This window comes from Humisphaera borealis, assembly GCF_015169395.1.
GTDB classification, from domain to species: domain Bacteria; phylum Planctomycetota; class Phycisphaerae; order Tepidisphaerales; family Tepidisphaeraceae; genus Humisphaera; species Humisphaera borealis.
The window spans coordinates 1,219,088-1,232,349 of sequence record NZ_CP063458.1 but is presented as its reverse complement, the minus strand read 5'-3'; the positions used below and the strand labels follow the sequence as shown (position 1 = coordinate 1,232,349).

Annotated in this window: 9 protein-coding genes and 1 pseudogene; 8 read left to right on the top strand and 2 right to left on the bottom strand. The window is 58.7% G+C overall.

The genetic code is table 11. The annotated features are described in order from the left end of the window. Positions 1 to 236: 236 nt before the first annotated feature. A pseudogene (locus IPV69_RS27820) lies at positions 237 to 290 on the bottom strand (hypothetical protein); the annotation flags it as partial. A 1,310-nt stretch (positions 291 to 1,600) separates the two neighbouring features. After that, the gene (locus tag IPV69_RS04615; RefSeq protein WP_206293745.1) at positions 1,601 to 3,763 is read right to left on the bottom strand and encodes a tetratricopeptide repeat protein; all 2,163 of its coding nucleotides are present in this window, start codon (positions 3,761 to 3,763) and stop codon (positions 1,601 to 1,603) included. Positions 3,764 to 4,446: 683 nt separating this feature from the next. Between IPV69_RS04615 and IPV69_RS04610 the strand changes: the two genes are divergently transcribed. The 8 genes from IPV69_RS04610 to IPV69_RS04575 all read left to right on the top strand — a co-directional run bounded on the left by IPV69_RS04610 (position 4,447) and on the right by IPV69_RS04575 (position 13,250). Then, a complete protein-coding gene (locus IPV69_RS04610) occupies positions 4,447 to 5,808 on the top strand; it encodes a glycosyltransferase (RefSeq protein ID WP_206293744.1) in 1,362 nt (453 codons plus the stop codon). Between the two features lie 389 nt (positions 5,809 to 6,197). Continuing rightward, positions 6,198 to 6,722, top strand: a complete 525-nt coding sequence (nusG, locus tag IPV69_RS04605; protein WP_206293743.1) for a transcription termination/antitermination protein NusG — start codon at positions 6,198 to 6,200, stop codon at positions 6,720 to 6,722. Between the two features lie 163 nt (positions 6,723 to 6,885). Beyond that, complete coding sequence (locus IPV69_RS04600) at positions 6,886 to 7,929, top strand: glycosyltransferase family 4 protein (protein ID WP_241179995.1); 1,044 nt, start codon at positions 6,886 to 6,888, stop codon at positions 7,927 to 7,929. Next, a complete protein-coding gene (locus IPV69_RS04595; protein ID WP_206293741.1) occupies positions 7,926 to 8,615 on the top strand; it encodes a class I SAM-dependent methyltransferase in 690 nt (229 codons plus the stop codon). Before IPV69_RS04600 ends, IPV69_RS04595 begins: the two co-directional genes overlap by 4 nt. Before the next feature lies 1 nt (position 8,616). Further along, complete coding sequence (locus IPV69_RS04590) at positions 8,617 to 9,588, top strand: FkbM family methyltransferase (protein ID WP_241179994.1); 972 nt, start codon at positions 8,617 to 8,619, stop codon at positions 9,586 to 9,588. A gap of 123 nt (positions 9,589 to 9,711) precedes the next feature. Continuing rightward, the gene (locus tag IPV69_RS04585; protein WP_206293739.1) at positions 9,712 to 11,067 is read left to right on the top strand and encodes an O-antigen ligase family protein; all 1,356 of its coding nucleotides are present in this window, start codon (positions 9,712 to 9,714) and stop codon (positions 11,065 to 11,067) included. Continuing rightward, the gene (locus tag IPV69_RS04580; protein WP_206293738.1) at positions 11,018 to 11,947 is read left to right on the top strand and encodes an ABC transporter permease; all 930 of its coding nucleotides are present in this window, start codon (positions 11,018 to 11,020) and stop codon (positions 11,945 to 11,947) included. Before IPV69_RS04585 ends, IPV69_RS04580 begins: the two co-directional genes overlap by 50 nt. Before the next feature lie 73 nt (positions 11,948 to 12,020). Next, positions 12,021 to 13,250, top strand: coding sequence for an ABC transporter ATP-binding protein (locus IPV69_RS04575; RefSeq protein WP_206293737.1), 1,230 nt, complete (start codon positions 12,021 to 12,023; stop codon positions 13,248 to 13,250). Positions 13,251 to 13,262: the final 12 nt, after the last annotated feature.

The window sequence follows — 13,262 nt, the reverse complement described above, 5'->3', positions numbered from 1 at the left end:
AACAACAGCGTGACATTCCGGGTAGTTTCCGGCTCGGAGACCATCGGAACCCTAACCGCAGATAGCGGCGGCGTTCCATTCAGAGTGACTGATCCTGCACTGACGTTCCAACTTCGGATACCGTTGGAGTCGAGGCGAAGTTGTGCTCCATCCGCGACTGTCAGCGACGAGGAACTAGAAGGCTGTGCGATTTCGGAAACTCGCAAAATTCCAGCATTGACAAGAGTTGTGCCGCTATATGTTTTTGCGGCGCTGGTGAGCGAAAGTGTGCCTGCGCCTTCCTTGGTCATGCCACCCGAACCTGAAATTGCACCGGTCAGCGTAAGCGCACCGCTGCCACTTGAGGTCGTTGTGTTGTTGATCGTGATTGTAACGCTATCTGTCAGAGTCGTTGTTGCGCTGATCGTATTGATCACATCGCCATTGCCGTTGACGACAATAGTTGCTGGCCCCCCTCCGGTTTGATCAAGAATCAAAGACCCGCCGGTTCCGTTCACAAGCGAGAACGTATTGGAACTGCTATTGTTGGTGATCGAAATCGAACCGACTGTGCGTACATTGGTTCCGCTCGGGCTGAGATTCACAGTCTGATTGCCACCGGGCGTGTTGAAGGTCACGCTGGCACCAATTGCGCTTGGCACACCACTCGGAGACCAGTTACCCGCAGTTCCCCATTGTTGTGTTCCTGTTGTCGTAATGAACGTACTTTGCGCGCCAACCGGTCCGGCAAAGGCCAGTGCCGGCAAGATCACGACGACGAAGCGTGAAACGCCCCACGTCCGCGAACCTCCTACGCCGTTGCCTGCACCCGCGCTCGTGTCGCAATGCTTGATTCCGGCGCGTGCTTCCAAGCCAACGCCAGCCAAGATTGCACGCAGCGCGCCCACGCTAAGGCTTCCGCAGCCAGTTCGAATTCTCGATCCTCGCCTAGCGAACCCGGGGATACGTCGACCGGGTACCGAAACCCCGGCCCGACCGTTTGCAGCCACTTTTTCGCATCTTTGTCTTGCCATTTGCGATTCTTCCCGTCCGTTGAGCGCCGCACCCGTGGTGGCGGGCTCGAGCCGTTCCATTTTGAGCTTCAGATACATACCCGCCGCAAACCCGTCGGCTTCCGCGTAAGTTGGAGACCGGCATGCGTTCGCCGCGACCCGAGTGTGAGACCTATCACCGATAGGCAGGCAAGGCCATCCACGACAGTGGCCACGATGAATTAAAGTCTTCGAGCTGCCGGAAGACTGAGAGCTGGCAGGGAATCCCCCGACAAACCTTGAATACTCTCTCACCCAACTTGGACGCACCCCTCGTCCCTTCTCCGTCGTCACGGTATCGCGAGGACATTCGCAAGGCACAAGGAATCCACTAAGCTTTCGTTACCTACTAAGTCCTGTTCAATCGCCAAGGGAATGCGAACCTGCTCCGCGCGCCCCTTAATCCGTCGGCCGCGTCAACACGCTGACGACCGCTTCACCCCGCTCCACCGGGCGTGGGTCGGCTGGCTCGGCACCCTAAAGCACGAGCTTGCCAAGGCGGTCGCCGGCCTGCGGCCCGTCCAGTCGTACAACGTCGTCTTCTTCACCGACGGCGAAGCTTCTCATTCTCACTCGCGAGCCGGCAAGCTTGCCGGTACATCCGCCTCTCGCCTAGCAGTCGCCCAGGCAAGATTCTTTTGGGCAGAAGCGAAATCCGGCTTGAGCCGCACGGCCTGTGCGAAGCAATAGATCGCTTCGCTCACTCTTCCCTGGGTGGCCAGAGCGGCACCGAGATTGTTGTGGGCCTCAGCGGATGTTGGGCGGACGCGCACGGCACTGCGGAACATGCGCTCGGCTCGCGCGAAGTCGTTCAGGCGGCCGAGCAGGTCGCCGGCCTTCATGAAGGCATCGAAATTGCGGGGGTCGATCCGAACAAGCTCCTGCAGTTGTTCTGCCGATTCGGGGAGTCGGCCGAGCTGGAACAGGAGGTCGGCCAACTCAAGCCGGGCGGAAACCAGCGTTGCATCGAGCTCCAAGGCAGCGTTGAGTTCGTCGATCGCGGCTTGGGGCTGTTTCTGGCGGCGATAGATGGCTCCGCGTAGGCCATGGGCCGTGGCGTCACGTAGGTTGTAGCGGAGCGTCAGCTCGACGTACCTCAAGGCCTCGGTGTCTTTCCCTCGTTTGGCGTTGATGGACGCGAGCAGGCGGTAGGCGCGATCGTTGGCGGGATCGAGGTGAATTGCCCAAAGCAGTTGCTTCTCGGCCTCGTCCAGTGTTCCCTCGGCTTCGAGAACGGCTCCCCAATCGACGACGAGGTCGACATCGTCCGGGTTATCGGCGACGGCTGACCGCAGGTGTCGGGCGGCGAGGTCGGTTCGGCCCTGAGCCATGTAAGTCTTTGCGAGCTGGCGGTTGGCGACGGTGGAACTGGGATCGCTCGCCAGAACGTGCCGCCAGAGGGTTTCGGCGTCGGCGTAGGTTTGAGCTTGGAGGAAGGCAAACGTGCCCAGGGTAGTGATGAGCAGGGCACCGCCGACCGATCGGCGGAAGCGACGGAAATCTTCATCGGTTGCACGGTCCGTCAGGCGGATCAACCCCGCGACGAGCAGGGCGATCGGGCCCAGGCGGGCGAGATAGGCCAGGTGGTCGCCGACATAGGCGTATCGCATCCATTCGTGCCTAACGAGGCCGGCAGTAGGGAGCAGACAGACCGCGAACGAGAGAACAGCGACGACGGGGCCTCGGCCGACCACCAATCGCCAACGCCAAACCGCCACCACGGTGATGATAACGGCGGGGGGGAAGAGATACTGCCACCAGGGGGAGGGATCGAACTCCCAACGAGAGTAGACGAAGAGGAGGTCACTAGGGACGGCAAGCTGGGCAAGGTAGAACCAGAACGACCGCCCCCAGAGCAGAATGCGATCGATGGCGGTCAGGTCGGCGGCGATACCCTGCCTGCTGGCGTAGAGTTCTGCCCGCCAAGCGTGGAAGACGCAGGCGGCCAATCCGAGTAGGAGGAACGGGAGCAGGGGCTTCAGGTCGGCCCTTGTCACCTTGGTTCGCCGCCACCAGAGCAAAAGGATAAGGACGAGCGGCGTTATCCAGGTCCAGGAGCCGGCCAGGAGGGCGAGCCCGAAGAGTGTCAGCGCGACAAGGTAGTTGAGCGGTCCGCCGTCGCACGAGGAAAAGTGCTCGGAACGAAAGTCGTCGGTTGTATCGTCCGGGGTGTCGTCCTCGGCGGGAGCGATGCGGGCGAAGCGGAGATACATCAGTAAAGATGACAGGAGAAAGGTCGTGGCGAGGATGGCGCCTTGACCGCCTACCCACGCGACGGCCTGGGCCTGGGTCGGGTGCAGCGCGAAAAGGGTAGCGACGAGCCAGCCGCCCGGGATCGACAGACGTCGGCAGATGATCCAGACGAGCAGGGCATTTAAGGCATGAAGGACCAGGCTGACGAGGTGGAATCCCAGCGGATGTGAGCCCCACGACTGGTATTGAAGCCAAAGGAGGGAGTCGGAGAGGGGCTGATAGGCGGGCCTGATCCCGGGTGAAGTCCAAAGTCGGGCCAGGCCTTCGCTGCTCCGCAGGAAGAGTTCGCCGGTCTCGCTGGCGGAGTCAACCCAGAGCAGCTGGCTCAGCAGCACGGGCGCGTAGACGGCCAAGACGATCAGAACGAGGGCGGTTCCGCGAAAGAGGAATTGCTTCCAGCGCGAATCGAAGACGTGGCCCGGGTAGTAGGGCAAGTCGTCGAAGACTTGGAGGAAGCTGGGGCGTAACCGATATCGCATCCAGCTGGAGTCTACCTCACATGCAGTCGATCGGCATTTTGCAGGCCGCATGCCGGCTGGCTGTTCGTTCGCTGAGTTATTGGGCGTCGAGTGCCCTTGTAACCGGCGGAGCGCCGTAACGCGACAAGAGAAACACCTAGGTGCCGACCAAATGGGAAAAGATTGTTTTGATCGTGAATGTTTCTTGTGTAACTTGGTAGTAACGACGTGAGGGTAGCGCCGTTTGTTTTACCTGCAAAGCATTGCGGTGCGTAGGCAGCGAGGAGGCTGCTGCTGGAGACTTTTCTACGGGCGTAGGCCACTTTGTCACCTCACGTAGTGCAGAAATCCTGGTGCGGTAGGCACGACCGCTACGTTAATTCTTTGGAATTTCTGATGCGACTGGATTTGTTGTCGCTGGAAGCGGTACGTCGGTTGCTCCGCTTGAATGACGTCTGTGTTTCGTTCCAAAATTGCTAGTTTTATAGTCAGCGATTGAACCAGCACGGAACTACAGCTATACCGGGTACTTCGAAGAGAGCGGGTGGACTGTGCGTAAACATGTTGGTTGTTGTAAGTCGTTTCGAGCGGGCAGTTTCCAGTCGTAACTTGGTCGGACGGTGGGGTCGCGGTTTCGATTCGTCGGGTGTCGTTTCAGAAACCATTTGCGGGTCATGCTGGTCGAAAGTGGGAAATGTATGGGCATGGGAAGTAAGCAGCGCATTCGCATATGCCACTTGGGCAAGTACTATCCGCCTGCCCCAGGCGGCATTGAGACGCACGTTCAGGTGTTGGCTCGTGCTCAGGCAGCACTGGGGGCTGATGTTCACGTCGTCTGCGTGAATCACTTAAACAACCAGGGGCGTGAGGTGACGTGGAGCCGCCGAGGCGCAACCCAGACGATCACCGAGGTCGATCAGGGCGTGCAAGTGACCCGGCTGGGCCGCAGCGCCCACGCGGCAAAGATCGACTTCGTTCCGGATGTGTCGCTTCTCTACCGCATGCTGCGGCGAGATTCGTTCGACATCATTCATCTGCACACGCCGAACCCCACGATGCTTCTGATCGTCGCGGCATTGCGGCCTTGGATCCCGATTGTCATCACGCACCACAGCGATGTTGTGAAGCAGCGGGTTCTTTACAAGGCGTTTCAGCCGTTCGAGCAACTCGTTTACAACAGTGCCGCCCGCGTCATCTCCAACAGCCCCACGTACATCGCCGGTTCATCGCGTTTGCTACACGTTGCAAACAAGGTTGAAACGGTGCCGATGGGATTGAAGCTAGAACCGTTTCTGAACCCGTCGCCAAGAGCGCTGGCCGCGGCTGCCGCGTTGAGAGCAGAACACGGCTCGCCGCTGTGGCTTGCGGTCGGCCGGTGCGTCTATTACAAGGGCTTCGACACGGCGCTTCGGGCACTGAAGGATGTACCAGGCAAGTTACTCCTGGTCGGGCAGGGGCCGTACAAAGAGAATCTGGTGCAAGCGGCTCAGAAACTGGGCGTCGCCAATCGCCTGGTCTGGTCGCCATACGTGGAAGCTGATGATTTGGTGGGGGCCTATCACGCCGCCACTGCTTTCTGGTTCCCGTCGAACGCTCGAAGCGAAGCCTTCGGACTGGTGCAAGTTGAAGCGATGGCGAGCGGGTGCCCGGTGATCAACACGGCGATCCCCGACAGCGGCGTGCCCTGGGTGAGCGAAAACGAAGCGACTGGTCTGACCGTCCCGGTGGACAACCCCCAGGCATTCGCCGCCGCCGCACGGCGTCTGCTCGAGAACCCAGGCCTACATGGCAGGCTGACGTCCACAGGGAGGGCTCGCGCCATTGAAAAATTCGGTGACGCTGCCATGGCCGAGCGAACGATCGAGTTGTACGACGACGTCTTTCGGAGGCGTGCTACCCGTTCCGACGCCAAGGTAGTGAGAGTGAGAAGTTTGCCGAAGCCAACGCCGATGTCTACCAACAGCGAATCCGTTATCGACACTCCTGCCAAGGCAAAAGGTAGCGGAAAGAAGCTCCGTGAGAGCTACCCGACAGAAGAACTTGAGGTAAGAGTCGCAATCGGGTAATCGTCGCGGTTTCAGGAGGGCGGTTGCCACGCATCGTTGCTGTTCGCTTCGCTACAGCCGGCCTCCGTCGCCAGCAGGTGCGACAAGATGTGCCGATCTGGGCAAACTGTGTACGCTGTAGCGGCCAACTAGGGGATTTCACGTAGCGCATCATGTTATCTTCCGACAAAGCTCCCTTGAATTCCTTGCAGGTTGACCGCGGCTCGACGAAAGTGTGAGTATTCGTTGTAGCCATTGGATTGGCTAGGCGAAAGTCGCTGTAAAAATCTGGACCGCCCAACGCATCTCGGCGGCCGGAACGACTGATAGAGCTTCAGTGCACGACGTGCACCGACGGGGACGAAGTCCGCGCAGACTGTTTTATGCTACGCCTCCGCGACAACCCCCCGATGCTGCCATCAGGATGCAAGAGCGTCGGTGACCTGCAAGGTAAATGGTGGGTTGCCCACACCAAGCCCCGCTGCGAGAAAACGCTCGCCTTCGATTTGCTGACCAACAGCGTAGGGTACTACTTGCCCATGTGCCGCAAGGACTACGTCTCCGGCGGCCGGAAGCGCAGCAGTCTGATTCCTGCCTTTCCGTCTTACGTCTTCGTTTGTGGCGATGAAGCCGACAGGTTGAGGGCACTGGAAAGCGGCCAAATAGTTCGGCCGATTCCAGTCGCAAACCAAGCAGAGTTTGTAGAGGAACTTCGATCCATCGAAACGGCCCTTTTGGTCAGGCCGTCCCTCGATGTATACCCCTTCGCTGTTGTCGGGAAGCGTTGTAGAGTGCGTTCCGGGCCTCTGATTGGGATCGAGGGGAGGGTGATCCGCCGAGATAACCGACAGATTCTCGTGCTGGCTGTGACCTTGCTGGGTTCCGGCGTGGCGCTGGAGATCGATCCGGCACTGCTGGAGCCTGTCAGCGAGTAAGTTGTATCGCGTTGGCACTGGGCATACTGGGCATCCTAACATCTGCCTGTGCTGGCACATCCTTGTGACCTTACGCGTTCTTCATCTATCGGCCGGCAACCTATACGGCGGCATCGAGCGCCTGCTGACGACTCTGGCTCTGGAGCGGGCCTGTTGTGAACAAATGGAGCCAAGCTTCGGGCTGTGCTTCGATGGAAAAGTTGCCGCTGAACTCCGGTCTGAAGGTGTTCCAGTACATCTCCTCGGCGACGTCCGGTTCAGTCGTCCCTGGACAATGTGGCGTGCCCGGCGTGGGCTGCGCAATCTGCTTCGCCGCGAGCGATACGATGTCGCGATCTGCCACGCCTGCTGGCCGCACGCTCTGTTCGGCTCTGTGATTCGGGATGTTGGAGTGCCGTTGGTTTTTTGGGCGCATGACATCCCGCGCATGGTCCATTGGTCCGAACGCAAGGCCGCCAAGGTTCATCCCGATTTAGTGCTTGCCAACAGCAAATACACGGCCGAGCGCTTGCCAACGCTGTTTCCCGCGGTGAAGACAGAGGTATGCTACGCCCCCGTATCTCTAGGATCCGCTCACCTAAGCCCGACAATCCGTGAGGACGTCAGAAGAGAACTGGAGACGGATTCGGCGGATGTAGCCATCGTAATGTTCGCCCGGATGGAAGAATGGAAGGGACACGATCTTTTGCTGGCCGCGCTACGAAAACTGAACGACCTGCCCGGTTGGACATGCTGGATTGCCGGCGGCGCGCAGCGTCCATCTGAGCATCAGTACCTCGACCGCCTACGCAATCTCGCATCCGAATCGCCTGTGTCGGGTCGCATCCGTTTTCTCGGCCAGCGCAGCGACATCCCGCGACTGCTCGCTGCAGCGGACATTCACTGCCAGCCGAACATGGGGCCCGAGCCTTTCGGACTGGCTTTCATTGAGGCGCTAGCAGCTGGACTGCCGCTGGTAACCACGGAAATCGGCGCGGCGGCCGAGATCGTGACACCCGCATGCGGTCGGCTTGTACCGCCAGCCGACCCCTCCGCACTCGCACGGGCTTTGCGTGAACTAGTCACCGGCGTGAAAAGCGACTCCCAACTCTCGGATGCCTGTCGGAATCGAGCCGCGGAACTATGTGCCCCCGCAAGCCAGATTCTGCAACTGATGCGATTGTTCCGAGGTTTGGCAGGTTCGCGTGCTACATCGGGAGGGCAATGAGAACCTTGGTTGCAGCAGCCGAGAATGCCTTGTCGGTCGAAGCCCGAGCCGTGCAAAGTGGTGGAACCAGCGCGGGCCCGATCTACCGAATGATCGAGCGGAGAATTCGCTCTCTGAATGTCTCCGGAACACTGCTCGATGTCGGGTGCGGCGTCGGTTCCTTTCGCCCGTTCGCGCCGGATGGGATCAGTCGATACGTCGGTGCCGATGTTCTGCACTTCGAACAGTTCCCCGATGACGCAGAGTTTGTGAAAGTGGATCTCGACTCCGGCCGAGTTCCCTTGCCGGATGGTTTCGCCGATGTCGTCGTTGCAGCTGAGACGATCGAACATCTGGAGAATCCGCGCGCATTCGTGCGAGAGCTGACGCGCTTAGCCCGGCCCGGCGGTTGGGTAATGATTACTACACCGAACCAGCTGAGCCTGCTAAGTAAGCTGACACTTTTGTTGCGAAATGAGTTCAGTGCTTTTCGAGCCGGGTCGTACCCCGCACACCTCACTGCGCTCCTCGAAGTGGACTTACGCCGAATTGCTGCCGAGTGTGGACTGACGGATGTCTCGGTCGACTACTCGCGAAGCGGCCGGGTGGTATTGACCCCATGGCGCTATCCAAACGCTTTGTCACGTCTGTTCCCACAAGCATGCTCCGACAATTTCATGATTTCTGCGAGGACACGCAGTGAGTGACATGCCCCTCAATGTAACTGCCGCCACGAGCGCAACATCGAGCGCCGCGTTGCTTCCCTGCACACCACTCTGGGTCAAGGCGGCTTCTCGTTTGATTCAGCTTCTTCCGTTCGGCCGCTACCGTCTCATGAACGCAGTCGGCCGACGATCTGCTGCAACGTTTGTTGCAGAACTTCGCCAAGACGGAAAAGCTTACCGATTTTTGTGCAACCTACAGGACGGGATTGCCCGGGAAGTTTGCTTTACCGGCATGTATGAACCTCAGGAAACTCTTGTACTTCGGCAGTTACTCAGTCCGGGGCAGGTCTTGCTCGATGTTGGCGCAAACTGGGGATACTTCACTTTACTTGCGGCACATTGTGTAGGTTCGGCCGGGCGAGTCATTAGCCTAGAGCCGGACCCCCGTCTCTTTCCCCAGCTCCAAACGAACATTACTCTCAACCGTCTCGCCCATGTACAGGCGATCCAGGTTGCTGCGGCCGACAGAGAGGGGACGATGACGCTTGCCGGTTTTGACGAAGCCGGGGAAAACTTCGGCGTCTCCCGGCTTGTTGCCAATGGTGACAAAGTTCATGGACGATGTTTCCCCGTTAGAACGGCGTCCCTTGACACAATTCTGGAGGAGTACAATATCGACACCGTTGATGTGCTCAAGATGGACATTGAAGGGGCGGAAGGACTGGCACTTCGAGGGCTAGAGCAATCACTAAGCACGCACCGTGTTCGCCGCCTATTGCTCGAAGTCCATCCACATGACCTGTTACGATACGGGATCCGAGCCGAAGATATCCTGCAAAGCCTCACAAACTTCGGCTATCGGTGCCTTCGTGTCTCCCACGATCTCCGAGCAACCCGCCGGGCGGCCTATTCTCGCCACCTTCAATTGGCGGATATACTTACTCCCATCGATACGATGGTCGGCCTGGATAACTGGCCCCACCTGCTTTTTCTGGCCCCTTCAATAGAACTTTAAACTTGACTTGGTTGGGCGTGCGGATCACCGCTCATTCGGTTCCGGACGGGCGTTCGCTTTCTGTCACTTCAAGCGATATGTCTTAGCCATTGTCGGCCTCGTCCGCTATGACGGTTCATGTAGTTGGAAATCGCGTTTCCAATCCTCGCCTTTCTGATCACCACGATCGCGGCCCGTCGGTCATTGGGGGCAGGGCTCGGCACAGCCATTGCGGTCGGTTACTTCAACGGCATCATCCGCGCGAACTTCCTAGGTGTCTTCTCAACTTTCATGTTTGATGGTGGGATGCTGGGCTTCTATCTTGGTGCCTATGCGAAACTAAAACAGTCAGGTAGCGTTCGATTCCCGCCCGGGCTGCTTGACCGGGTCATTCTCCTTTGTGGTTTGGCCGCAGTTATCGCGTTGGCCCCCGTAAATGACCTATTGGTTCAGCTCGTGGCTCTCCGGGGCACGATTTGGCTGCTGCCCGCCATTCTTTTTGCGAGTCTGATGACCGACCGGGATCTCTTTGTAATCTCCCGCGTCTTGATACCCCTCAACCTAATCGCGACCGGCGCGGGGTTCTACCTGTACTTCTATGGCCTCGAGGCGTTGTACCCGAAGAATGCCGTGACCGAGCTTATGTACCGGTCCATACTAGGGGTAGGCGGTGAATCTTGGAACCGAATCCCGGCCACATTCATGAGCGCGCACGCTTATGGTGGAACGATGATGGCCACGCTGCCTTTGCTGATGGGTGGAATGATGGCCCGACCGCACGCTTGGGAACGACTTGCATTCGTCCTCGGCATTGTCGCGGCGTGCATCGGCATCTTGATGTGCGGCGCTCGTCAGCCGGTTGTGACAGCCGCACTTACGTTGGTTACCACTTGGATCGTAAGCGGGTTTCCTGTAAAACACGGCACGCTTTTGGCAGTTGTCGTCGGATTGTCAGCGTGGCTCGTCATCGCGAACCCTCGGTTTCAACGCGTGCTAGAAATGCAGGACACCCAACAAGTCTACGGCCGGGCCTACATGAGCATGAACGCATCGTTCCTCGATCTCTTGGTGGAATACCCCATGGGGGCGGGGATGGGCAGTTCGATAGGAACGAGTTTGCCATCTTTCCTAGCCGATCGGGCACCAAAGCCCATCGGTATGGAGAATGAGTATTCTCGAATACTGGTTGACCAAGGCATCCTCGGCTTGGTCTTCTGGCTGGCGTTCATCGTCTGGGTTGTTTGGCCGCCACCGACTTCAGAACAGACCGGCAACTGGCGGCTCGGCTACAAGATGATGTTCTCCTTCGTGCTGATCGCTTGGGCGACAGCATTCATCGGGACGGGAATTCTGTCCTCCATACCCATGTCACTTCTACTGGTCGTTCAAATGGGTATTCTCGTCGGTCGGCGTGCTTCCAAAACGACCGTTCCTCAAATGCGAACCATTCATGACCGTGCCATCGGCAAACCCTATCAAGATATCACCGTCGCCCGCTAAAGTAATCGACAGCCAAAGCTCGGCTGCCATTCCTGTGTGTATAGCGGACGATGTCGTCCGGATCCGGCCCGGTACCGGCTGGCGCGCGCTTGATTTACGTGAGCTCTGGCGCTATCGCGAGCTCCTAGGCTTTCTTGCGGCTCGGGACATCAGCGTCCGCTACAAGCAAACGGTACTCGGAGTCGCCTGGGCCGTGCTGCAGCCACTCTGCACGATGGTCGTTTTCACAATCTTCTTTGGCCGGCTTGCCAAGATGCCGTCGGACGGTATTCCTTACCCCATTTTCGCGCTGGTTGGATTGCTCCCGTGGCAACTGTTCGCCTACGCCCTTCAGCAATCGAGCAACAGCCTCGTGAATGAGCAGAGGCTAATCAGTAAGGTCTACTTCCCGCGGCTTGTCATTCCGCTGTCGTCTGTCCTGGCAGGTGCGGCGGACTTTGCAATCGCATTCGGACTGGTCGGACTGATGATGGTTGGTTACGCCGCCGCCGGCTTCCCACCAAGAATCACCGTGGCTGTTGCGATGCTCCCGGTATTCACGCTGCTGGCGCTGGCCGCCGCGCTGGGTGTCGGGCTGTGGCTGGCGGCACTTAACGTACAATACCGCGATGTTCGTTACGTCGTCCCGTTCCTCACGCAGCTCTGGCTCTTCCTTACGCCAATTGCCTACCCCAGTAGCCTAGTGCCACAAGGCTGGCGCATCCTCTACGGAATCAACCCGATGACCGGCGTGGTCGACGGGTTCCGCTGGGCACTGGTCGGCGGGCCAGCTCCCGATCCGGGCCTCATGGCCGCTTCGGTCGCGGTTGTCGTGGCGCTGCTTATCGGCGGGCTATTCTACTTCCGCCGGGTTGAGGCCCAGTTCGCCGACGTCGTCTGACCTCTGTATTGCATCTCGGCGAACTTGCACCTATTTGGAAGTGAACAGGCCACCAAGCCAGCAGCAGCAACTCATGGGTGATATCGCGATTAGTGTGAATGGTCTTGGCAAGCGTTACCAACTAGGTGCCGCCGCGGTGCCGCGCTACAAGACGGTCCGCGATGCGATCATGCAAACGGCAGGGCGGCTGATCAGGCACGGGCGTCGACCTGCGTCGCGCGAACCGTTCTGGGCGTTGAAGGATGTATCATTTGAGGTGAAAAGGGGACAGGTCGTCGGGATCATCGGCCGCAACGGGGCAGGTAAGAGTACGCTTCTTAAAATCCTCAGCCGCATTACCGAACCATCCGAAGGCGGCGCCGACATCCACGGCCGGGTCGGCAGCCTCCTTGAAGTCGGTACAGGCTTTCATCCGGAACTCTCCGGTCGCGAGAACATCTTCCTCAACGGCGCGATCCTCGGCATGCGGCGTTCGGAGATCACCCGAAAGTTCGACGAGATCGTCGCGTTTGCCGAGATCGAGAAGTTTATCGACACACCAGTAAAGCACTATTCCTCGGGCATGTACATGAGGCTCGCGTTCGCCGTCGCGGCGCACTTGGAGCCGGAGATTCTTATCGTCGACGAGGTGTTGGCTGTAGGTGATGCGGAGTTCCAAAAGAAGTGCCTCGGAAAAATGGGCGATGTCGCTCGCGGTGGTCGCACAGTACTGTTCGTGAGCCACAATATGCAGGCAGTTCAGCAACTCTGCACATCGGGTATAGTACTTTTACGCGGTCAAACATGCTTCACAGGCGCTGCAGACGCTGCGGTCCAACATTATACGGCGGGAGGGGGCGACAGACAGAGCAGCATGTGGGAGCGTCCGCACGGTATTGAACAGATCTCACTTTGCGTTGAGGAGGTCAACGTTCATCTGGCGGGTGAGCAACCCAATCACACTCTAGAAGTGAATATAAGACTTCGTTCACGCCCACCGCATAAGGCTGCGTTCTTGGCCATCGACTTCCACGACGCGGCTGGGATCAGGTTCATGCAAACTATTCCCCGTGTTACGCCATTCATTTTCGACGACTGTACGCTTCACGCACTTCAAATCGTCGTGGCCCTTCCTCCCCTCGTTCCAAGCGTTTACGCTGTCGCGATCTGGCTCGGTAGTCACAATACGGAGACTTTCGATCAAACGCCGCCCTGCGTTTCTTTCACTATTGACCGGAGTCCAACGCCCAGTCGCACGTTTCCGCACAGCCCGGCAGCAGGTTCCATTGTGCCGGAGTCCTGGATCGTCAGCCAGTCTATCTAATCGTACAGGTGA